Origin of the sequence: Isoptericola croceus (genome assembly GCF_029382255.1) — a bacterium.
In the GTDB taxonomy this organism is placed as follows: Bacteria; Actinomycetota; Actinomycetes; order Actinomycetales; family Cellulomonadaceae; genus Isoptericola; species Isoptericola croceus.
In genome coordinates this window covers 146808-168817 of the sequence record NZ_JARLLG010000004.1, presented here as the reverse complement: position 1 = coordinate 168817, position 22010 = coordinate 146808, and the positions used below count along the sequence as shown (strand labels likewise).

Genomic DNA, 22010 nt, shown 5'->3' with positions numbered 1-22010 from the left:
TGCGCTACCTCGTCAGCCGGTCACGACGTCGTACCCGAGCTTGCAGATCAGCGCGCCGACCACGACGACGAACACGACGCGGACGAACCCGGACCCCTTCGCCACGGCCATCCGCGCCCCGATGTACCCGCCCACGAGGTTCGCCGCGCCCATCGCCAGCCCGAGGCCCCAGATCACGGCACCGTGCGGCACGAAGAACAGCAGCGCGCCGAGGTTGGTGGCGAAGTTGACGATCTTGGCCAGGGCGGAGGCCGGCAGGAACGCGTAGCCGAGCACGCTCACCAGGGAGATCACCAGGAACGTCCCGGTCCCCGGCCCGAGCAGCCCGTCGTAGGCGCCGATGACGAGGCCGATCCCGGCGGCCGTCCACCGGTGCCGGTTGCCCTCCCAGCGCAGGTTGTCCTGCGCCCCGAGCCGGGGCTTGAGGATCGTGAACAGCGCGACCCCGACGAGCACGACGAGGATGATCGGCGTGAAGAGGTCGGCAGGGATCCGCGTGGCGAGCGCCGCACCGCCGACCGCACCCGCCAGGGCCGCGACCGCCATCGGCCCCGCCGTCGTCAGGTCCGGCCCGACCCGCCGGTAGTAGGTGATCGAGCTGACCGACGTGCCCATGATCGAGCCGAGCTTGTTGGTCGCGAGCGCCTGCACCGGCGAGATGCCGGGGACGAGCAGCAGCGCGGGGAGCTGGATCAGCCCGCCACCACCGACGACGGCGTCGACCCAGCCGGCCGCGAGACCGGCGAGGACGAGCAGCAGGATCGTGGTGGCGTCGGGATCGAGCACGCGTCGAATCCTTGCACGTGGTCGCCACGCACGGCCGCACGGCGAGCGTGGGCCGCCCCGCGGCGGGTCGACACCGCAGGTCGGGCCGGATATCAGCCTCCGGGATGATGCCTGGGCCGGTCGGTCCGCGTAGGTTCGTCGCCATGACCGACGACGGTGGTGGGATCAGGACGCGCGGCGTGCGGCGGGCGTTCGGCACGGTGCACGCGGTGGTGGACGTCGAGCTGGAGGCGCGGCCCGGCCGGGTCACCGCCCTGGTCGGCCCCAACGGGTCCGGCAAGACGACCCTGCTGCTCATGCTGGCCGGGCTGCTGACGCCGGACGCCGGTGAGATCCGGGTCGCCGGCCTCGACCCCGTCACGCGCGGTCGCGCCGCCCGAGCACGGATCGGCTGGATGCCCGACGTGTTCGGCACCTGGGAGTCGCTCACGGCGCGGGAGGTCCTGCTCACCGTCGCGGCGGCCTACCGGATGACGGCCGACGACGCCGCCCGCCGGGCGGTCGAGCTGCTCGACCTCGTGCACCTCACGGAGCTCGCCGACGCCCCGGCGCACGTGCTCTCCCGAGGCCAGAAGCAGCGGCTGGGCCTCGCCCGAGCACTCGTCCACGACCCGGACGTGCTGCTGCTCGACGAGCCCGCCTCCGGTCTGGACCCTCGTTCGCGCGTCGACCTGCGGTTGCTGGTACGCCGGCTCGCCGCCGCCGGCAAGACCATCCTGATCAGCTCGCACGTGCTCACCGAGCTCGACGAGATGGCCGACGACGCCGTGTTCCTCTCCCAGGGACGCACCGTGCGGTCGCAGTCCGTGGACGACGCCGCGGCCGAACGCCGCGCCTGGCGGATCGCCGCGCTGTCCCCCCGGCTGCTGGCCGACTGGTTGACCACGGCCGGGATCCTGGCACAGGTCGACACCGACGGCACAGCGCTGGTCGAGCTGGACGGTGACGAGGCCGCGGTGGCCCTGCTGCGCGACGCGGTCGCCGCCGACGTCCCGGTGGTCAGCCTGTCACCGGCCGGTGGCGCGCTGGAACAGGCGTATCTGCGACTCGAGGAGGAACGACGGTGAGCATCGAGACCGACCGAGGCACGGAGGTGCCGCCGTCGGGCGCAACACCCCAGAAGGTGCCCGCGAGCGACTGGTCGCTGTCGTGGCAGGGCGTGCGGACCGTGGCACAGCTCGAGCTGCGCCAACGGGTGCGGTCGACGCGCTGGAAGATAGCGCTCGTCGTGTGGTTCGTGGCCGTCGGGCTGATCACCCTGCTCACCTCCGGCGCGGTGACCATGATCTTCGACGACCCCTCGATGGGCGCCGACGGAGCCGGCCGCACCATGTTCGGTGTCGTCGTGTTCTTCGTGCTGTTCCTCGGGCTGCTCGTCGCACCGGCGCTCACCGCCCCGGCGATCAACGGCGACCGCTCCGCCGGGACGCTCGCGACGTTGCAGGCGACGCTGCTCACCCCGGCGGAGATCGTGGTCGGCAAGCTGCTCGCCGCCTGGCTGGCGGCCCTGGCCTTCCTCGCCGCGAGCGTGCCGTTCATCGTGTGGGCGTTCGCCGTCGGCGGGCTCCCGTTCTGGTCGCTCGTCTCCGTGCTGCTGATGCTCGGGATCGTGCTCGGCATCGTCTGCGCGATAGGCCTCGGATTCTCGACGCTGACCGCCAAGACCTCCGGCTCGGCCGTGCTCACCTACCTCACGGTGGGCGGGCTGTCGGTGCTGACCCTGGTGCTCTTCGGGCTCAGCGTGCCCCTGGTGACCACCACCGAGCAGGTGCGCACCTGGGACGTCCCGGTCGACTACGACTGGGAGGACACGGAGCCTCCCGAGTGCGAGTGGCGCATCCAGACGCAGGAGGTCTTCCACTCGGAACGCACCTGGTGGCTGCTCGCGGCCAACCCGTTCGTCATCGTCGCCGACGCCCAGCCCCTCGCGGGCACCGAGGAGTTCGAGAACGCCGCGGACCCGCTGACGTTGATCCAGTACGGGGTCCGGTACGCCCGCACCGGGCCCGCCGCGGAGCAGGACTGGTGCGGTGACATGTGGTTCTCGAACGGGGGCGACCTGACCGCCGACCCCCCGGTCGAGGAGCAGCAGCCGAGCCAGTCACTGGTGTGGCCGTGGGGCCTGGGGATCTACGTGATGCTCGGCGCGGGCGGGATCGTCACCGCCGTGCGGCGCCTGCGGATCCCCGTGCACCGGCTCCCGAAGGGCACCCGCGTCGCCTGACGTCGCGGGCCGCCGTCGGCCGGTGCCCAGGGCGGCTGGTCAGGCGTGCAGGGCGTCGTACTCCGCCTCGGCGGCGACGTCGTCCGGCACGTCGAGGCGAAGGTGCCCGAGCACTCCCTGCAGCACACGCAGGGCGGAGGAGGCCCGCTCCCCCCAGCTCGACAGGTAGCTGAACTGCCACCACCACAGGCCCTCGAGCTCGTGACCGTCGTCGAAGTGCTGCAGGCCCTTGGCGATCTCGTCGGCGACACAGGCGAGGTCGCCGGAGAGAGCCGCAGGCGCGACGTCGACGCTCAGCACGGGGTCGGAGACCTCGACGTACTCGTCGAACCCGTCGAACATCTGGGCCAGCGCGATCCGCAGCGGGTCCATGTCGGTCTCTCGCCCGGTGTCGGGCTCGAAGCGCTCGACGGGAACGACGTCGGTGATCGCCGCGAGCCGCGCTCCTGCGGCCAGGAGGTCCGAGGTCGCGAGGATGAGCAGGGACAGCTCAGCGCCCGGGAAACCACCCGAGGCGACCTGCGACGTCGTCGACAGGAAGGTCCGCGCCTGCGCGGACATCTGCTCGGCCACCTCTCGCAGCTCTGAGTCGGCGGAGATCTCTGGCACGTTTCCTCACCTGTTCCTGCGCTGGGCGTCGGCGGGCGGATCAGCTACCGACGACGCGTCGGCCTTCGAACGCGCGACCGAGCGTGACCTCGTCCGCGTACTCCAAGTCTCCCCCGACCGGCAGCCCGGACGCCAGACGGGAGACGGTCAGCCCCATGGGCCCGATGAGGCGTGAGAGATAGGTGGCCGTGGCCTCGCCCTCGACGTTCGGGTCGGTGGCGATGATCACCTCGGTGACGGCGCCGTCGGCCAGCCGGGTCATCAGCTCCGAGATGCGTAGGTCGTCCGGCCCGACGTTGTCCAGCGGGTTGATGGCGCCGCCGAGCACGTGGTACCTGCCGCGGAACTCGCGCGTGCGCTCGATCGCGACGACGTCCTTGGGCTCCTCGACCACGCAGATCACGTCGTCGCCGCGGCGAGGGTCCACGCAGATGCGGCAGCGCTCGGACTCGGCGACGTTGCCGCACACCTCGCAGAACTGCACCCGCAGCTTGACCTCGGTCAGGGCGTCCGTCAGCCGCCGCACGTCCGCGCCGTCCGCCGCGAGCAGGTGGAACGCGATCCGCTGCGCGCTCTTGGGCCCGATGCCGGGAAGCCGGCCGAGCTCGTCGATCAGGTCCTGGACCGCTCCTTCGTACACACCGCTCAGCGTACGGGGCGCCGGCCGCCCGTTCGGCCGCGGCACGACGACAGTCCGCGTCCAGCGCTTCCGCTCGGCAGTTCGCGCTCCGCTCGGCAGTTCAAGCTGCCGAGTGGAACGCAAACTGCCGAACGCAGCGTCCGACGGGTCAGGGGTACCAGACGACCGGTCCGTCGACCCGCACCGCCACCTCGGTGTGCTCGGGCACCGAGCCCTGGACACGGCAGATGATCGGGGCGGACGCCGGGCTGCCCCGTCGGGTCCCCGCGGGGTGCACGGTCAGGTGCACCGTCGAGTCGTGCCCGTGGAAGACGGTGCGCTCCACGATCGCCGGTGTCCCCTCCCCCGGTGGGACGATGAGGATCTGCTCCGGCCGCAGGACGACGCGACCGACGCCTGCGCCGACACCGGGGGAAGGTCCGAGCACGTGCAGCGGCCCGAGCAGGGTGCTGACCCGGTTGGCACCGTTCGCGCGCGCGTCGAGCACGACGGCCTCACCGACGAACCGAGCGACGTCCAGGTCGGCGGGCCGGAGGTAGACGGTCTGCGGCGTGCCGTGCTGCACCACCCGCCCGGCCCGCATGACGGCCACCTCGTCGGCGATGCTCAGGGCCTCCTCCTGGTCGTGGGTGACCAGGAGGGCGGTCGCGCCGACCTCGTGCAGGGCGGCTCGCACGTCCTCGCGCACCGCGGCGCGGAGCCCGGCGTCGAGGGCGCTGAAGGGCTCGTCCAGCAGGACCACCTCGGGCTCGGGAGCCAGCGCTCGCGCCAGCGCCACCCGCTGCTGCTGACCGCCCGAGAGCTCGTGCGGGCGTCGGTCGGCGAGGTCGGCGAGACCCACGACGTCGAGCACGCGCTGGACCCGCTCGCGCCGACCTGGCGAGCGGCGCGGCAGGCCGAAACCGACGTTCTGGGCGACGTCCAGGTGAGGGAAGAGCGTGCCCTCCTGCGGCACGACACCGACTCTCCGCTTCTCCGCCGGCAGCCAGGTGCGCGGCCCGACGACCTCGACGTGACCGAGCCGCACCTGGCCGGCGTCCGGCCGCTCGAACCCCGCCACCGTGCGCAGCAGCGTCGTCTTGCCGCAGCCCGAGGGGCCGAGGACGGCGGTGAGGGAGCCCTGCGTCACGCGCAGGTCCACCCCGCGCAGCACCTCGGTGGTGCCGAAGGACTTGTGCAGACCGGTGATGGTCAGCGTGCTCACGAGGGCTCCAGAGAGATCGTGGTGGGTCGAGTCAGGTGCTCGCGCGACATCAGCAGGGTCGGGACGACGGCGAGGAGCACGAGCGTCGCCGCGTAGGGAGCGGCAGCCGCATACTCGTCGACGGACGTGTGCGTCCACAACCGGGTGGCGAGGGTGTCCATCCCCGTGGGCCGCAGCAGGAGCGTGGCGGGAAGCTCTTTCATGCAGGTGAGCATGACCAGCGCAGCGCCGGCGCCGATCCCCGGTGCGGCGAGCGGGACGGTGACGCGGCGCAGCACACCCCACGAGGTGTGCCCCAGGGAGCGGGCGATCTCCTCACCCTGCGGGGACGACAGGGCGACGGAGGCGCGCACGACCCCGACGGCCGCCGGCAGGAAGAGGATCGCGTAGGTCAGGACGAGCAGGGGCACCTGCTGGTAGATCGCCGGCGCCACGCGCACCCCGAAGAACACCATGGCGAGCGCGACGACGATGCCCGGCAGCGCATGGCCCGCGTACGAGGCGTGCTCGGTGAGGCGTACCAGCCGGGTGCGGTGCCGTGCCGCGAGGATGCCGACGGGCAGCGCCATCACGACGGCCACGACGGCGGCGAGTGCGCTCACCCCCAGGGTCGAGGTGGCGGCGCCGGCCAGCCGGTCGAGCCCCGTGCCGGCGCTCCGGCCCTGGAGGAGCCAGAACCCCAGTGAGACGACGGGGAACCCGAGGGCGACGACGGCGACGACGGCGAGGTAGAGCGTCGCCAGCACCTGCCGACGCGGGCCGAGGGCCGCACGCATCGGCGGCCGGCTCACCCCGCTGCCGACCTTGGCCTGTTCCGCGCGGCCGCGGCTGCGGGCCTCGGCCACGGTGATGGCGACGGTGATCACCACGAGCAGCAGGGCCAGCACGGCGGCCGGCGTCCGGTCGAAGGCGGCCCGGTAGGAGGTGTAGATGACGCGCGTGAAGACGTCGTAGCGCAGGATCGACACCGCACCGAAGTCGCTCAGCGTGTAGAGCGCGACCAGCAACGACCCCGCGGCGATCGCCGGCCGGGCCTGGCGGAGCGTCACGGTGCAGAAGGTGCCCAGCGCCGAACGCCCGTGCGCGCGCGCGACCTCTTCGAGCGCAGGGTCGGTGCGCCGCAGCGCCGCCATCGTCGGGAGCATGACGAGCGGATAGGTGCACGCGGTCAGGACGAGCACGGACCCCCCGTAGCCCGTGATCGCGCCGCCGAACGTCGAGACCCACGCGTACGCCGCGACGTAGCTGGGCACGGCGAGCGGCATCGTCGCCACCAGGGTCCAGAAGCGCCGGCCGGGCAGGTCGGTCCGGGTGAGGATCGACGCCGAGGCGACGCCGACGACGACGCACAGCACGGTCACCGAGATCGTCAGGGCGAGGCTGCGCAGCACGAGTGCTGCGGTGCGCTCCCGCCAGACGATCTCGACGACCCGCTCCGCACCGGCCTCGCCGGTGCGGAGCAGGAGGTAGGCGACCGGGACGAGCGCCACGAGGGCGACCGCCATCGCCAGCAGCTCGAGGGTGCTGGGTCGTCGGGGCAGTCCTCGGCCCCTGAGCGGAGAGGTCAGAGCAGGCCGACCTGTTCGAGCAGCGCCTGGGTCTCGGGCAGCGAGTCCAGGTCGTTGAGGTCGAGCCGCGCACCGGTCATCTCGTCGAGCGAACCGACGTCGTAGACCGAGCTCGTGACGCCCCCGACGACCGGCAGCTCGGCGGTCTCGTCGGCGAAGTACTGCTGGGCGTCCTGCGACAGGAGGTAGGAGACGGCGGCCTGGGCGGCGTCGGGCTGGTCGCTCGTGGCCAGCACGCCGGCACCGGCCACGTTGATGAGCGCACCCGGGTCGTCCGCGTCGAGGAAGTGGATCTGAGCGGCCATGTTCTCCTCGCCGAGCTCGGCGGCGAGCGGGAACCAGTAGTAGTGGTTGATGAGGCCGACGGCGACCTCGCCGTCGTTGACCGCCTGCAGCACGGCGCCGTTCTTCTCGTAGGCCACCGGGTCGAGCGCGGCGAACTGGGTGAGCCACTGCTCGGCGCCGTCCTCCCCGCGCATGACCCGCAGCGCCGTGACGAAGGACTGCCAGGAGGCGTTGGTGGGCGCGTAGCCGATCTTCCCGGCGTAGGACTCGTCGAGGAGGTCGTCGACGGAGTCGAACCCGGTCACCTCCGGTGCCTGCTCGTCGTTGTACACCAGGACGCGCGCGCGGGCGGACGTCGCGACCCACGACCCGCTCGCGTCCCTCAGCTCCTCCGGCACCTCGGCCGTGACGTCCTCGGGGAGGTCGGCGAGCATGTCGGCCTTCGCCAGGGCTCCGAGCGCGCCCGCGTCCTGGGAGAAGAACACGTCGGCGGGCGAACGGTCGCCCTCCTCGGCGAGCTGGGCCGCGAGCTCGGCGGAGTCCGCGTAGCGGATCTCGACCGGTACGCCGACGGCGGCCTCGAGGTCGGCGAGCAGCGGGCCCACGAGGTCCTCGCTGCGGCCCGAGTAGATGAGCAGCGTCGCGTCCTCGTCGGTCGCCGCGTCGGCCGCGGCCGTGCCGGCGTCGGTGCTGCTGGGTGCGTCGTCGGTACCGCACGCGGCCAGCGTCGTCAGGGTGGCCACGGCGGCCAGCGCGCCCAGGGTGCGTCGCAGGGTCATGAAAGTTCCTTCACGGTCGTGGGTGTGAGGCCGACTCTACCTCTGCGATGAGGTTAGCCTCACCTCAGTGATGACCCCACCTCGTCTCACCACGCGGGCCTCGCTGCCCGGGGCGACAGTCGCCGTCAGACCCAGCCCTTCGCCCGCGCTTCCCGGACCGCCTCGTGCCGGTTGGTGACGCCGAGCTTCGCCACGGCCGACGAGAGGTAGTTGCGGACGGTGCCGGGGGCGAGCGCGGCACGGTCGGCGATCTCCTCCACCGGTGCGCCGTCGGCGGCGAGCTCGAGCACGTCGGCTTCGCGCGCGGTCAGCGGCGAGTCGCCGGCAGCGATGGCGTCGGCCGCCAGCTCCGGGTCCACGTACCGCCCACCGGAGGCGACCTGCCGGATCGCCGCGGCCAGCACCGTGGCCGACACCGTCTTGGGCAGGAAGCCTCGGACCCCGGCACCGAGCGCCTTCTTGAGGTGCCCCGGCCGACCGTGCCCGGTGACGATGACGATCGCGCAACCCGGGTGGTCCGCGCGGACGGCCTCGGCCACCTCGATCCCGTCCGCGCCCGGCATCTGCAGGTCGAGGACCGCCACGTCCGGTCGCTGGCGCCGCACGACGGCGATCGCCTCCGGGCCGCTGCCCGCGACGGCGACGACGTCGAGGTCGTCCTCCAGACCGAGGAGCTGGGCGACGGCATCGCGGATGAGGGCCTCGTCGTCGGCCAGGACGATACGGATCATGTGGTCGCTCCGGAGGAGGTCGGGACGCGCGCCACCACGGTGAACCGGTCACCGTCTGCCGCCGCGTCGAGGGTGCCGCCGACGGCGACGAGTCGTTCGCGCAGCCCGGCCAGCCCTGTACCGCCAGGGCCGCCCGGATCACCCTCGTCGCGACCGGCCACGACGCCGTCGTTCGTGATCCGCAGCACGGTGGCCGTGCCGTCGTCGTCGAGGTCGAGCCGGCACTCCGCGGCGCGCGAGTGCCGCACGACGTTGGTCACCGCCTCACGCACCACCCACGCCAGCGCCTCCTGCTGGGAGGTGGCCAACGGGGGAACCTCCCCGACGACGCGGACGGCGATCCCGGCGGCCCGCAGGACCGACCGCGCCCCGGCCAGCTCGGTCGCCAGGTCGGTCGACCGGTAGCCGGCGACGACACCGCGCACCTCGCGCAGCGACTCCTGCGCCAGCGTGCGCACGTCGTCCATCTCGTCGGCCGCCCGGGGGTCGCCCCGCCGGGCGAGCGCCGCGGACAGGTCGCTCTTGACCGCGACGGCGGACAGGGCGCGCCCGACGACGTCGTGCAGGTCACGGGAGATCCGCAGGCGTTCCTCGGCGACGGCGAGGCGGCCCGCCACCTCGCGTGCCGCCTCGAGCTCGCGCACCACCTCCACGATCCACATCGAGATGCGGACGGTGCCGGCCCAGAACATGGTCGCGAGGTAGAGGAACGCCGCGGCGGCGACGGCACCGCCGCTGAACGCCCCGTCGAGGATCCACACGACCAGGACGATCGCCGGCACCGCCAGGCCGACGGTCGCGAGGCGCCGGAACGGGAAGCCGATCGCCAGCGCCCCGCAGGTCGCCGCCCCGCACACGCCGACCATGAGGCTGCGCGCATCCCAGCCGCCGTCGTCGGGCACCCCCGGGAGCACCACCACCGCGAGCACCACGACGACGGCGGTGACCACGAGCAGCGCGATCACGACCGGGTGCAGCCGGGACCGCATCATCAACGGCCGGTCGAACCCGACGTGCACCGTCGCGAAGGCCAGCCCGATGTGGACCAGGCCGGCGACGACGAGCACTCCCAGCGCGATCGCCGACGGCAGGGGGTCACGGCTCTGCGCGAGCGCACCGGCCACGTAGAGGTAGAAGAACCCCTCCATGGGCGCGAAGAGGTACAGGCTGACCCGGGTGTAGACCTCGACCCCCCGCGCTCCGCCGGCCAGGGAGGCGGCCGGCCGGTGCGACGCCGTGCCGAGGGTGGGCGTGGTCGGCCGGCGGGAGGTCACGGCGTCAGCCTGCCACGTCCCGCCGTCGGACGAGCTCACCGGCGCGGCGCCCAACGCATCCACCGCCGTGCGGCAAGCACACCGAGGACGGTCCAGACGGCGAGCACGGCGATCGGCAGCACCGCCGCACCGAACGTCTCGACGAACGTCAGCGTCTGCCCGTCGACGTCCGTCCCGGTCAGACCCAGAGCCATGAGCTCGGTCACCGGTCGCAGCGGCGTGCACCGCGCGACCGCCCCGATGACCCCACCCTCCGGCGTCGGGAACAGTCCGGCGAACGGCAGGATCAGGACGATCACCGGCAACGTGGTGAGCTGCACGGACTCCACGGTCCTCGAGAAGCCTGCCGTCGCGGCCGCGAGCGCCCCGAGCACGGCCGCACCGCCCAGTGCGGCGACGACCACCAGGAGCGGGTTGGCCGTGCCCGGTGGCTCGATCACCACGGACACCGCCGCGTAGCCGAGCACGAGCTGGACGAGGGTGACGACGACGGCGGGCAGCGCGGGGGCGAGCAGCGCCTCGACGCGGGTGGTGGAGCCGGTGAGCAGTCGCTGGAGCACGCGGTCCTCCCGACGGGCCACGTACGCCGTCGTGAGGTTGTAGTAGACGACGAACATCAGCGCGACGACCAGCAACGTCGCCAGCACGCCCGCCGCGACCGCCGGGCCGGGCGTCCCGTCCCCACCGACGCCGCCGAGGACGGCGAACAGGGCGACGAAACCGACCGGGAGCAGCACCGCGTTGACCAGCGCCGTGCGGTTGCGCACCAGGAGCAGCACCTCGGAGCGGGCGAGGGCGAGCAGCCGCCGGGTGCGCGGCGCCGTGGGCCGGGCGACCCGTCCGGCAACGATCGTGGCGTTCATGCGGCGACCTCCTCGTCGACGTCGGCGTCCTCGGCGAGGGAGAGGAACGCCTGCTCGAGCGACGCCGAGCGCGCCTCGAGCTCTTCCAGCCGCATACCCCGCTCGCGGGCCCAGTTCAGCACGGCCTCCAGGTCCTGCTGCAGCGTGGTGGACTGCAGGCGCACCCGTCCACGGTCGACGGCGGCCCCCACCAGGCCGGGCAGCGAGGGCAGGTCGGCGGCGGTCAGCAGCAGCCGGGCTCCGGCGCCGTCGTGCGGGACGAACTCGATCCGGGCCGGTTCGGCCGCGACCGTCTCGGCGACGGTGCCCTGGCGCACGACGCGTCCTGCGCGCATGATCGCGATCCGGTCGGCCAGCTCCTCCGCCTCCTGGAGGTAGTGCGTGGTCAGCAGGACGGTGACACCGTCCTCGAGCAGCCCGCGCACCAGCCGCCACACCGCGCGGCGGCTCTCGGGGTCGAGACCGGTGGTGGGCTCGTCCATCACCAGCAGCTCGGGGCTGCCGAGGATCGCGAGCGCCAGGTCGAGCCGGCGTCGTTCGCCACCGGACAGGCTACCGACCCGCACGTCGGCGCGGGCGGTCAGGTTCAGGTCGTCGAGCACGTCCTCCACGGGGCGGGGCCGCGCGAGGGTCCCCGCCCACATCCGCATCGTCTCGGCGGTCGTCAGGTCGGGCGAGAAGCCGGCCTCCTGGAGCATCACCCCCAGGCCGCCCACGACCCGCGCGCGCTCGCGGTACGGGTCGTGGCCGAGCACCCGGACCTGCCCCGCATCGGCAGGGGCGAGGCCTTCGACGAGCTCGACGAGGGACGTCTTGCCGGCACCGTTGGTGCCGAGCAGGGCCAGCAGCTCTCCGCGTCGGACGTCGAGGTCGACGCCGCGGACCGCCTCGAAGCGGCCGTACCGGCGCCTGGCCCCCCGGACGGAGACGATCGGTTCGTAGGTCATGCGTCGAGCCTGCCCGGACGACGACGTCGCAGGTAGTGCCGGTCGTCACGGCTCTGTGTGCGGTCCGCACGGAGAGCCCGTGACATCTGTCAGACGACGGCCGGGACCGGCCTCAGCTCAACCTGCGGCGCCCAGCCCGGTGGCGCGGAGCAGCGCCGTCGGGCCGAACGACACGTTCTGGTCGACGGCGACCTCGACCCAGCGTCCCTCACCGTCACCGTCGAACGCCAGCCGGACGTCGAGGGCGAACGGTGTCCCGCGCCACAGGAGGCGGCACGTCAGCTCGTGCGGTGAGGTCCAGGCGGCAGCGCCCGCGACGGGGACCGCCTCGTGGTCGACCTCGGCACGGCCGAGCACCCAGTGGCCGACGCCGCAACGCACCACGTGCTGCCCGCCACGGTCCGCGTGGGTCCAGCCGAGCTCGATCTCGTCACCGTGCCGGTCGACGCTGACGGTGCGCCACCGCAGGACCGACCGGGCGTGCGGGTCCGGCGACCCCGGCTCCGGACCGTCGGACGTGACCGGCGCGCCGCCGTCGGACGGCCCGAGCGCGAACGTCGAGCCGCGCACGAAGTCCTCGACCGGTCCGTGTGCCGCGCCGCGCGGCAGCGCGACGGCGAGGTCGCCGCGGGCGAGCGGGCCGCCGTCGTCGGCCGGGAGGTCCTCGGGTGTCGCGCTGCCCGGCGCGGCGTCGAACGCGTCACCGAGGAGGTCGAAGACGACCTCGAGCTCGGTGCTCGTCGCGCTCGTGCCGGAGGTCAGGACCACGACGGCGTCCTGCTCAGGCCACACGACGCAGAACTGCCCGAACGCGCCGTCGGCGCGGTAGGCGTCACCGCGGCACCGCCAGAACTGGTAGCCGTAGCCGCGCTCCCAGTCAGGGTTCTCGTCCGGACCGTTCGGGACCTGGGCGGCGGTCATCTCGTCCACCCAGGCCGCCGGGACGAGCTCGCGGCCCTCCCACGTTCCCCGCTGCAGCAGGAGCTGACCGAACGCCGCCAGGTCCTCCGTGGTCAGGCGCAGGCCGAAGCCGCCGACGTCGATGCCCCGCGGGCACTGCTCCCACGTGGCCCCCGTGATCCCCAGGGGGGCGAGGAGCCGCGGCGTCAGGTAGTCGAGCAGCCGCTCGCCGGTGAGGCGGTGCAGGATCGCCGAGAGGAGGTAGGTGGCGCCCGTGTTGTAGACGAAGTGCGTCCCGGGCACGTGCGTCACCGGCGCGGCGAGGATGTCCCGCGCCCAGCCGTCCCCCGGCACGTGCAGGTTGCGCAGCGTGAAGTTCATCGTGTCCGTGCCGTGGCCGGACGTCATCGTCAGCAGGTCGCGGACGGTCATGACCGCGAGGTGGCCGCTCGGGTCGTCCGGGGCGTCGTCGGGCAGCAGCTCGATGACGCGGTCGTCGGTGGTGAGCAGACCCTCGGCCACCGCGAGGCCGACGGCGGTGGCCGTGAAGGACTTGGACACGGAGAACATCGTGTGCGGCTCGTCCGGCCGGTAGGGGTGCCACCAGTCCTCGGCGACCACGGTGCCGTGGCGCAGGACCATGAGGCTGTGGACGTCGCGGATGCCGTCGAGCGTCTCGACGAGACGCTCCAACGCGGCACGGTCCACCCCCTGGGACTCCGGGGTCGCGCGGGGCAGGCGGTGTGGTGATGTCGTTGTGGGTGTCGTCGTCGGCACGGGCTCACTCTGCCACGAGCTCCTGACCTGATTCATTGGCGAATTTACTAACCTCGACGTTAGTATCATCAAGGTTACTTACTTGGGAGACGACATGGTTCGCTTCATCGGGCGCGACACAGAGATGGCATCCCTCGATCGCCTGCTGCGCCTGGTGCAGCGCGGCGACGACCACCCAGGGCGGGCGATCGCCATCAGGGGCCGCCGTCGGGTCGGCAAGTCCCGGCTCGTGACCGAATGGTTGCGCCGTACCGGGCTACCGTCGCTCCACTTCACCGCCGAGGGCTCACCGCTCGACCAGGACCTGCCCGCCTTCGTCCGTGAGCTGCGCACCTCGACCCTGCCCGACGCCGCAGGATTCGGCACCCCCGCGAGCTGGTCCGACGCCCTGCAGCTCCTGGCGCTGGTCGTCCCCCGCGACACGCCCTCCGTCGTCGTGCTCGACGAGGTGTCGTACCTTTCCCGCGCGGACGTCGGGTTCGAGGGTGCACTGCAGTCCGTCTGGGACACCCACCTCTCGCGGCGCCCCGTGCTGCTCGTGCTCATCGGGTCCGACCGTGCCGAGATGGAACGGCTGACCAGCCACGGCCGCCCGTTCTACGGGCGTGCGACCGAGCTGAGCCTGGGTCCCCTGCGCCCGCGGGACGTCGCGAACCTGACCGGCCTGCCGGCCGCTGAAGCCATCGACGCGTTCCTGGTCACCGGCGGGCTCCCGCTCGTGCTGTCCGAGTGGGAGGAGGGGATGTCGGTCTGGGACTTCCTCGCCGACTCCGTCACGTCCCCGGTCTCAGCGCTGCTCGTCTCGGGCGAGCGGGTGATGACGTCGGAGTTCCCGGTCGAAGCCCAGGCACGCACGGTGCTGCGAGCCATCGGCCACGGGGAGCGGACGTTCAGCAACATCGCCCGAGCCGCAGGCGACATCCCTCACGCCTCGCTGCAACGCTCGCTCGGCGTCCTGACCGCCAGGCAGGCCGTGGTCGAGGACGTCCCGCTCTCCACGAAGCCGGCCCCGCGGAACAAGCGCTACCGCATCGAGGACCCGTACATGCGGTTCTGGCTCGCCTTCCTCTCCGACGGCATCCGGCGGATCGACCAGGGGCGTCCGGACGTGGTGCTCGACCGGATCCGCGCCGGATGGACGAGCTGGCGCGGGCGCGCCGTCGAACCCGTCGTCCGCCGGATGCTGCACGACCTGACCGGCGTCATCCCGGAGTCCGCCGAGATCGGCGGCTGGTGGACCCGTACCAACGACGTCGAGGTCGACCTCGTGGGCGCGGACCACGCACCCGTGGCAGGCCACGTGTCCTTCGTCGGTTCCGTGAAGTGGCGCGACGAGCATGCGTTCGACGCCCGCGACCTGGCCGACCTCGTCATTCACCGCGACCGGGTGCCGGGCACCACGGCCGAGACCCCGCTCGTCGCCGTGACACGTGCTGCGATCGACCTGGCCGGGGTCACCGTGGTGACTCCTCAGATGCTGGTCGAGGGCGCCTGAGCCCGCCGCGCCACCGGTTCCAGCAGCTCCAGCGAGAGCGCGGCGACCGGGTGCGTCGTGACAGGGTCGACCGGATCGATCCACACGAGCTCGGCCAGCTCGGCCCGGGGTTCGGGCTCGAACCCGGCCGGGAGGTCGACGGCGAACACGTCGGCGACCACGACGTGGTCCGGCTCGTTGGCGGCGGGCGCGCTGAACCTGCCCAGCGGCGCCACCGTCTCCGGGTCGACGACGAGCCCGATCTCCTCCGCGCACTCGCGGGCGAGCGCCGTCAGCGGTTCCTCGCCCGCCTCGAGCTTGCCGCCGACCTGCATGAACGCGCTGGTGCCCCGTTTGCGGACGAGGAGGAACCGGCCGTCGCGCACGATCACCGCGGCTACGACGTGGACGGTGCTCACGGCTGGTCCGTGAGCTCTTCGATGATCGTGCCGTCCAGCACCTTCACCACGAGCGGCACCCCGAGCAGCCCCGTCGAGGCGATGTCGGGGTCGTCGTCCGAGGCGTCGTCGTACCCGCTCGGGGCGGGCGCAGCCGGGGCGGCCTGCTCCCGCGTCCGGGAGGCTGCCGCGGCCTGCTCGGCCGCCTGGCGCGGCGTCTGCGGCGGGGCCGACGGCGGGACCGCGGACCGCTCGGACGCGGCGGCGGGCGGCGGCGTGGGCGCAGGCGGAGCCGTGTCGAACGACGCCCCGCCGTCCGACGGCGACGCCGAGGACCCGGCGAGCCAGGCCGCGTCGGCCGCGTCGGCCGCCGACTGAACCGACTGGGCCGACTGGGCCGACTGGGCCGACTGGGCCGACTGCACTCCGGGGGCAGGCTCGTCGGCCGGGGGCGCGCTCTCGGCGTCCACCACGACCGGCCACCCCGGCTCTGCGGCAGCCGGCGGAGCAGCAGGGGCAGGTGGTGCCGGACTGTCGGAGGCGCTCGGGAGTGCCGGCACCGGGCTCTCCGTCGGGCCGGGCGCCCCGACGGTCGCCTCGAGTCGGACCTGCACGCCGAGCGTCTGGAAGACGGCGTCGACGACCGCATCGACGTGGCGCGGCTGCGACGAGAACGCCCGGGCCATCCCCTCCGCGTCGAAGGCGAGGCGGAGCACCCCGCCGGACAGGGAGGCCACCTGCGCGTTGGGGCCGACCAGAGCGCGCGTCACCGGGCTCGACAGGTTCGCCACGACCTCGTCCCAGCGGCGCCGAACGAGCTCGGCCGTGACCTCGGGACCACCGGGGGACGGCTCGACCACCGCGGCGGGCGAGTGCACCGCAGCGACCTCCGTCGCCGCGGGATCCTCGTCCAGGTCCTCCGCCGCGTCCGCACTCGCCGTGCCGGACACCGGCGGCGATGTCTGCTCTGCGGCAGGCTCGGACGACGTGCTGGTCTCCGTCGGCGCCTCGGACCACGGGGGCTCACCCTCGGCCGCGGTCGGCTCGGGCGCGGCCTGCTCGGGCACGGTCGGCTCGACCTGCTCGACCTGCTCGGGCGCAGATGACTCGGGCGCAGCAGGCTCGGGCACAGCGGGCTCGGGCGCGAGCTGCTCCGGCTCGGGCGCGGCTGACGCCGAGGACGCGGCCGCCGTGACGTCCCGGGCGACGGGCCGTCGGCTGTTCTGCAGCGCGGCACGTGCGGCGGCGGCGCCGGACAGGCCCGCCGCCCCGGCGTCGGGTCGCTGCCCGCCGGGCGCGGGCGCCGTCGTCGACCCCGGGTCCACCGACCTCGCGGCGGCCGACCCGCCGTCGACGGGCCGCTCCCCCGCAGCAGCCGGGACCCCCGCCGGCGTGGCGGCGATCGCACCGCGCTCCAGGCGGTCGATGCGTGCGGCCAGGCCGTCGGCACCGTCGTCGGCGCCGGGGAGGAGCAGCCGCGCGCAGAGCAGCTCGAGGTGTAGGCGCGGGGACGTCGCGCCGGTCATCTCGGTGAGGGCGGAGTTGACCAGGTCCGCCGCGCGGGACAGCTCGGCCAGGCCCAGGTGGGAGGCCTGCACGGACATGCGCTCGAGCTGGTCGGAGGGCAGGTCGCGCAGCACGGCCTCGGCGGCGTCGCCCGAGACGGCGATGACGACCAGGTCGCGCAGGCGTTCCAGCACGTCCTCGACGAACCGGCGCGGCTCGTGCCCCGTGGCGATGATCTGGTCGACGACCCGGAAGATCGAGGCGCCGTCCCGCGCCGCGAGGGCGTCCACGACGTCGTCCAGCAGGGTGGCGTGCGTGAACCCGAGGAGGCCGACGGCGGTGTCGTACTCGACCGCACCGCCCGTCGCGCCGGCGATGAGCTGGTCCATGACGGACAGCGAGTCACGCACGGACCCGCCGCCGGCGCGCGTCACGAGCGGGACCACGCCCCCACCGATCTGGACGCCCTCGGCGGTGCACAGCTCCTCGAGGTACGGGCCCAGCACGTCCGGCGGCACCAGCCGGAACGGGTAGTGGTGGGTGCGCGAGCGGATGGTGCCGATGACCTTGTCCGGCTCCGTCGTCGCGAACACGAACTTGATGTGCGGCGGCGGCTCCTCGACGATCTTCAGCAGCGCGTTGAAGCCCTGCTGGGTGACCATGTGGGCCTCGTCGAGGATGAAGATCTTGTACCGGTCGCGCGCGGGGGCGAACGTGGCCCGCTCGCGCAGGTCGCGGGCGTCGTCGACGCCGTTGTGCGAGGCCGCGTCGATCTCGACCACGTCGAGCGAACCGGACCCGCCGCGAGCCAGCTCGACGCACGACGGGCACTCGCCGCAGGGGGTGTCGAGCGGCTTCTCCGGGGTGTTCCGGGCGCAGTTGAGCGTGCGCGCGAGGATGCGGGCCGAGGTCGTCTTGCCGCAGCCGCGCGGACCGGAGAAGAGGTAGGCGTGATTGACGCGCCCGCTGCGCAGCGCCTGCATGAGCGGCGCGGTGACGTGCTCCTGGCCGATCACCTCGGCGAAGGTCTCGGGCCGGTAGCGGCGGTACAGGGCGGTGGTCACGCACGCCACGATAGACGCCGCGGCTGACACCGACACCTCCCGGTCCTCAGCGGCTCGCATCCTGGAATGTTAGTGAGTAACATTAGGTCGTGGCCACCCCGACGCCCCGGGCGCAGCGCACCCGGGCCCGCATCCTCGACGCCGCGCTCGACCTCTTCGAGCGTCAGGGCTACGGCGCGACCACCGTCGCGCAGATCGCCGAAGCCGCCGGGATCACGCAGATGACGTTCTTCCGACACTTCCCCACCAAGGACGCCGTCCTCGTCTCCGATCCCTACGACCCGCTCATCGCCCGAGCCGTCGCCGACCAGCCCCGCGACCTGGCCCCCCTCGAGCGTGTCCGGCGCGGCATGCTGGTGGCGCTCGGCACGATCGGCCCCGTCGAGGACGCCACGGCGGTGCGCCGCGTGCGGCTCGTCGCGAGGCACCCGGCGCTGCGCGCCTCCGTCGTCGCCGCCACCGCGGAGACCGAGCGCGCCATCACCGACGCGCTGGTCGCCGACGGCGTCCCACCCTTCGACGCGACCGTCGCCGCCGCTGCCTGCCTCGGCGCGTGCACGGCCGCCCTGCTGACGATGCCCGACCTCACCGCGTCCGACCTCGTCGACCCGGGCGACCCGGGCGACCCGGGCGACCCCGCACCCGACCTCGGCGCGGTCATCACCCGCGCACTGCACCAGCTAGGACCCACACCATGAACCCCCTGACCCTGGACCACCTCCACCACCGGTTCGGCGACCGCCCGGCCCTCGCCGGGCTGTCCCTCGCCGTAGCTCCCGGCGAGGTCGTCGCGATGGTCGGCCTCAACGGCGCGGGCAAGACGACCGCCCTGCGCGTCCTGGTCGGGCGGCTGCGGCCGGCATCGGGCACCGCCCGCGTGCTCGGCGCGGACCCCTCCCGGATGCGGCCGACGACGGCGCACCGGTTCGGGCACGTCGTCGGCGTCGGGCTCGTCTCGCCCGACCTCACCGTGTCCGAGAACGTGCGCACCGCGGCGCTGCTGCACGGCGTGCCGCGGGCAGAGGTCGCTGACGCCGGCGCCGTCGTCGTGCACCGCCTGGACCTCGACGCCTGGGCCGACGCCCGCGCCCGCACGCTGTCCGCCGGCAACGCCCAGCGTCTCGGCATCGCCTGCGCCGTGGTGCACGGCCCGTCCGTGCTGGTGCTCGACGAGCCGACCTCTGCCCTCGACCCCCGCGGCGTCGTGCTCGTGCGCGAGCTGGTCCGCTCCCTGGCCGACGACGGCGCGGCCGTGCTGGTCTCCAGCCATCACCTGGACGAGGTGGCGCGCGTGGCCGACAGGGTCGTCGTCGTGCACGGAGGGCGGTCGGTCGGTGAGCTCGCGCCGGGGCCCGAGATGGAACGGCGCTTCTTCGCCAGGGTGCTCGAGGCGGACGTCGCGGCGCTCGAGGCCTCCGCCGGGAGCGCGGCATGACCGGGCCGGGGACCGCGCTGCGGGTGGAGCTCCTCGCCTGGCGCCGCTCGACGGTGCAGCGGCTGGCGACACCGCTGCTGGTGCTGCTGGTCCCCGCGGCGGCGGTGGGACTCACGACGCTCGCGCGGTCCGGCGCACTGGTCGGCGCCGGGGCCGCCAAGCTCGCGGAGTACGCGACCGGAGACCTCGCCACGACGCACGTCACCGCCGCCGGCCAGGTCCTCGCCGTGGCGACCCTGATGGCGGGCGGGTTCGCCGTCGCGGCCACGTTCGGGCAGCCCCTGGCGGACGGGCGGGCGGGAGCCTACTTCGGGCTCGCGACGCCGCGCTGGACGGTGGCGTGGGCCCGCTGCCTGGTGGTGCTCGGCTGGGCGGCCGCCTGCACGGTGGCGGCGGTCGCGCTCACCGTGGCGCTGTCGGCGGCCGTCTCGCCGGACGGTCTCGGCGCCGAGGCGTGGGCCGCGGCGGGACGGGCGCTGGCCGCGGGTCTGCTCGGGGCCGGCCTCGCGATGCCGTTCGCGGCGGTGGCGACGGCGACGCGCAGCCCGCTGGCCACCGTCGGCGCACTGATCGGGATCGTGGCACTGACCCAGATGGTGGTGCTCGTCGGTGGCGGCGCCTGGTTCCCCTACGCCGTGCCGTCGCTGTGGACGGGCACGGGCGGCGCCGACGCGGCGGCCGGCATCGGGACGGGCGGGTTGCTGCTGACGGCTGCGGTGGCCCCGGCCGGCATCGCCGTCGTCGTGCAGCAGTGGCGCCGGCTCACCGACGTGTGAGCGTTGACGGCGGCCCATCGCCGCACTACTGTTTAATCGATTCAAGACACTTCCGGAGGGCCGATGACGATCCACCTCGCGGGCGACTCCACCGTCGCCCCCACCGACCACGGCGCCACGTCGGGCCACCCGCAGATCCCTCTGCTGGGCTGGGGCGACGAGCTCGCCGCGTTCGTGGGCGACGACGTCCGGAACTTCGCGATCGGCGGCGCCACCACGCAGAGCTTCCGCGACGAGGGCCACTGGGCCCGCGTGGCGGCGGCGATGGGGCCCGGCGACACGGTGGTCGTCCAGTTCGGCCACAACGACCAGAAGCACCCCGACGAGCTCGCCGCCGATGGTGGGTACCGCCGTCGGCTCGCGGAGTTCGTGGCCGAGGTGCGCGCCGCCGGTGCGCGCCCGGTCCTGGCCACGAGCGTCGAGCGTCGCTGGTTCGAGGCCGACGGGTCGCTGCGGTGGACGCACGGGTCCTACCCGGCCACGGTGCGCGCGCTGGGCAAGGAGCTCGACGTCCCGGTCATCGAGCTGACGGTCTTCACGCGCTGGCTGTACGCCTGGCTGGGCGAGACGGCGTCGGCGGCACTGTTCCCGCACGGCGCCGCCGCGGAGGCCGGACTGACCGTGAGCGACGACCTGACGCGGGACAACACCCACTTCACCACCGCGGGCGCCCGGTACGTGGCGCAGTACGTCGCCGAGGCGCTGGCCTCGATCGACGGCGTGCACGACGCCACCGATCCCATGGGCGTGGAGATCATGGCGGCGCAGCAGGCCTGAGCCGGCCCGAAGGAGTCCCGGCGTAGCGGAGCCTCGCGCATCAGCGCGCGAAGCGTGATCTTCCACTACCTCGGCTCGCCGTCCACCAGGTCGAGGAACGCCAGCGCGGCCGGGCTCGGGTTGAGGTCGCTCCACGCGAGGTGCTGGACCCGCGACGGACCGCGCGTCACCCGCAGCGCGGCCACGCCGTCCGCCCCGGTGACCAACGGTTCGGGCAGCATCGTGACCGCGAGCCCCTCCCGGACGAGGCCCAGCAGCAGGTCGCTCGCCGGTGCCTCGAAGGCGACGTCGCGGCGGAGCCCGGCCGCGGCGAAGGCACGGTCGCTCTGCGCCCTGCCCGGCGACCCGGCCGGGAAGTCCGCGAAGACCTCGTCCGCCAGCTCGGCCAGGTCGACGCGGGCGCGGCCGGCCAGCGGATGCCCCGCGCCGACGGCCGCCACCAGGCGCTCCCGGGCCAGCTCGCGGTGCCGCACGCCCGATGGCGGCTGGTCCGACGGCAGGCCGAGCACCGCGACGTCGACCTCGCCTGCCCGCACGCCCGTGACGAGCGCGTCGCTGGCCGCCACCCGCAACGACGCCGTCACCTGCGGGTAGGCAGCCCGGAAGCGCCGCAGGACCGCCGGCACGTCGAGGGCCGTCACCGTGGGGATGACGCCGAGGCGCAAGGATCCCCGGACCTGTCCGGCCGCGGCCGCTGCTTCCAGCCCCGCTCGCTGGGCGGCGTCGAGGGCGAGCCGGGCCTGCGGGAGGAAAGCCTCCCCCGCGGCCGTGATCTCCACCCGCCGGCTCGTGCGCGCGAACAGCCGGACTCCCAGCTCTCGTTCGAGCGCCGCGACCTGGTGGCTGAGCGCCGACTGCACGACGAAGCACCGCTCGGCCGCCCGGGTGAAGCTCCCCGTCTCCGCGACGGCGACGACGTAGCGCATCTGCTGCAGCTCCATCGATCTATCGTGGATCACGATAGAAGCAGTGACAAGCATGTGTTGGACTCAT

The 22010-nt window shown here is 73.7% G+C and carries 21 protein-coding genes; 7 read left to right on the top strand and 14 right to left on the bottom strand.

Features of this window, described 5'->3' with window-relative positions; all coding sequences use genetic code 11:
- Window positions 1–12: 12 nt before the first annotated feature.
- Window positions 13–786: a TSUP family transporter gene (locus PZC42_RS11350; protein ID WP_277211112.1), complete on the bottom strand. Its 774-nt coding sequence runs from the start codon at window positions 784–786 to the stop codon at window positions 13–15.
- Window positions 787–929: 143 nt separating this feature from the next.
- Here PZC42_RS11350 and PZC42_RS11345 point away from each other — a divergent pair, with 143 nt between their 5' ends.
- Both PZC42_RS11345 and PZC42_RS11340 read left to right on the top strand, forming a co-directional pair.
- Window positions 930–1853: an ABC transporter ATP-binding protein gene (locus tag PZC42_RS11345; protein WP_277211110.1), complete on the top strand. Its 924-nt coding sequence runs from the start codon at window positions 930–932 to the stop codon at window positions 1851–1853.
- Complete coding sequence (locus tag PZC42_RS11340; RefSeq protein WP_277211108.1) at window positions 1850–3010, top strand: ABC transporter permease; 1161 nt, start codon at window positions 1850–1852, stop codon at window positions 3008–3010. The genes PZC42_RS11345 and PZC42_RS11340 overlap by 4 nt, the downstream gene beginning before the upstream one ends.
- A 39-nt stretch (window positions 3011–3049) precedes the next feature.
- On the opposite strand, the gene PZC42_RS11335 is transcribed toward PZC42_RS11340, so the two are convergent.
- From PZC42_RS11335 to PZC42_RS11290, 10 genes are all read right to left on the bottom strand, one after another.
- Window positions 3050–3619, bottom strand: a complete 570-nt coding sequence (locus PZC42_RS11335; RefSeq protein WP_277211106.1) for a DUF5063 domain-containing protein — start codon at window positions 3617–3619, stop codon at window positions 3050–3052.
- 40 nt (window positions 3620–3659) lie between these two features.
- The gene (gene recR / locus PZC42_RS11330) at window positions 3660–4259 is read right to left on the bottom strand and encodes a recombination mediator RecR (RefSeq protein WP_277211104.1); all 600 of its coding nucleotides are present in this window, start codon (window positions 4257–4259) and stop codon (window positions 3660–3662) included.
- Between the two features lie 148 nt (window positions 4260–4407).
- A complete protein-coding gene (locus PZC42_RS11325; RefSeq protein ID WP_277211102.1) occupies window positions 4408–5463 on the bottom strand; it encodes an ABC transporter ATP-binding protein in 1056 nt (351 codons plus the stop codon).
- Window positions 5460–6968 (bottom strand): ABC transporter permease, encoded by a 1509-nt coding sequence (locus PZC42_RS11320; RefSeq protein ID WP_277211100.1) that lies wholly within the window; start codon window positions 6966–6968, stop codon window positions 5460–5462. The genes PZC42_RS11325 and PZC42_RS11320 overlap by 4 nt, the downstream gene beginning before the upstream one ends.
- Window positions 6969–7027: 59 nt before the next feature.
- Window positions 7028–8095: an extracellular solute-binding protein gene (locus tag PZC42_RS11315; RefSeq protein WP_277211098.1), complete on the bottom strand. Its 1068-nt coding sequence runs from the start codon at window positions 8093–8095 to the stop codon at window positions 7028–7030.
- A gap of 125 nt (window positions 8096–8220) precedes the next feature.
- Window positions 8221–8826 (bottom strand): response regulator transcription factor, encoded by a 606-nt coding sequence (locus tag PZC42_RS11310; RefSeq protein WP_277211096.1) that lies wholly within the window; start codon window positions 8824–8826, stop codon window positions 8221–8223.
- On the bottom strand, window positions 8823–10100 hold the full coding sequence (locus PZC42_RS22560; RefSeq protein WP_277211094.1) for a sensor histidine kinase: 1278 nt from the start codon (window positions 10098–10100) through the stop codon (window positions 8823–8825). The genes PZC42_RS11310 and PZC42_RS22560 overlap by 4 nt, the downstream gene beginning before the upstream one ends.
- A 35-nt stretch (window positions 10101–10135) precedes the next feature.
- Entirely contained in the window at window positions 10136–10963 is an 828-nt protein-coding gene (locus PZC42_RS11300) for an ABC transporter permease (RefSeq protein ID WP_277211092.1), read from the bottom strand.
- A complete protein-coding gene (locus PZC42_RS11295) occupies window positions 10960–11910 on the bottom strand; it encodes an ABC transporter ATP-binding protein (protein ID WP_277211090.1) in 951 nt (316 codons plus the stop codon). Before PZC42_RS11295 ends, PZC42_RS11300 begins: the two co-directional genes overlap by 4 nt.
- A 117-nt stretch (window positions 11911–12027) precedes the next feature.
- Window positions 12028–13587: a serine hydrolase domain-containing protein gene (locus tag PZC42_RS11290; protein WP_277211088.1), complete on the bottom strand. Its 1560-nt coding sequence runs from the start codon at window positions 13585–13587 to the stop codon at window positions 12028–12030.
- Between the two features lie 94 nt (window positions 13588–13681).
- On the opposite strand from PZC42_RS11290, the gene PZC42_RS11285 reads away from it, so the two are divergent.
- Window positions 13682–15082 (top strand): ATP-binding protein, encoded by a 1401-nt coding sequence (locus PZC42_RS11285; protein WP_277211086.1) that lies wholly within the window; start codon window positions 13682–13684, stop codon window positions 15080–15082.
- On the opposite strand, the gene PZC42_RS11280 is transcribed toward PZC42_RS11285, so the two are convergent.
- Window positions 15058–15480, bottom strand: coding sequence for an NUDIX hydrolase (locus tag PZC42_RS11280; RefSeq protein WP_277211084.1), 423 nt, complete (start codon window positions 15478–15480; stop codon window positions 15058–15060). The genes PZC42_RS11285 and PZC42_RS11280 overlap by 25 nt on opposite strands.
- Window positions 15477–18029: a DNA polymerase III subunit gamma and tau gene (locus tag PZC42_RS11275; RefSeq protein WP_277211082.1), complete on the bottom strand. Its 2553-nt coding sequence runs from the start codon at window positions 18027–18029 to the stop codon at window positions 15477–15479. The genes PZC42_RS11280 and PZC42_RS11275 overlap by 4 nt, the downstream gene beginning before the upstream one ends.
- 89 nt (window positions 18030–18118) lie before the next feature.
- Between PZC42_RS11275 and PZC42_RS22555 the strand changes: the two genes are divergently transcribed.
- The 4 genes from PZC42_RS22555 to PZC42_RS11255 all read left to right on the top strand — a co-directional run bounded on the left by PZC42_RS22555 (window position 18119) and on the right by PZC42_RS11255 (window position 21017).
- Window positions 18119–18727 (top strand): TetR/AcrR family transcriptional regulator, encoded by a 609-nt coding sequence (locus tag PZC42_RS22555; protein WP_277211080.1) that lies wholly within the window; start codon window positions 18119–18121, stop codon window positions 18725–18727.
- Window positions 18724–19464 carry an ABC transporter ATP-binding protein gene (locus PZC42_RS11265; RefSeq protein WP_277211078.1) on the top strand — a complete coding sequence of 247 codons (741 nt, stop codon included), beginning with the start codon at window positions 18724–18726 and terminating at the stop codon, window positions 19462–19464. The genes PZC42_RS22555 and PZC42_RS11265 overlap by 4 nt, the downstream gene beginning before the upstream one ends.
- The gene (locus tag PZC42_RS11260; RefSeq protein WP_277211076.1) at window positions 19461–20240 is read left to right on the top strand and encodes a hypothetical protein; all 780 of its coding nucleotides are present in this window, start codon (window positions 19461–19463) and stop codon (window positions 20238–20240) included. The genes PZC42_RS11265 and PZC42_RS11260 overlap by 4 nt, the downstream gene beginning before the upstream one ends.
- Window positions 20241–20303: 63 nt before the next feature.
- On the top strand, window positions 20304–21017 hold the full coding sequence (locus PZC42_RS11255; RefSeq protein WP_277211074.1) for a rhamnogalacturonan acetylesterase: 714 nt from the start codon (window positions 20304–20306) through the stop codon (window positions 21015–21017).
- 65 nt (window positions 21018–21082) lie between these two features.
- Here the strand turns inward: PZC42_RS11255 and PZC42_RS11250 are convergent, their stop codons facing one another.
- The gene (locus tag PZC42_RS11250) at window positions 21083–21958 is read right to left on the bottom strand and encodes a LysR family transcriptional regulator (protein ID WP_277211072.1); all 876 of its coding nucleotides are present in this window, start codon (window positions 21956–21958) and stop codon (window positions 21083–21085) included.
- Between the last annotated feature and the right edge of the window lie 52 nt (window positions 21959–22010).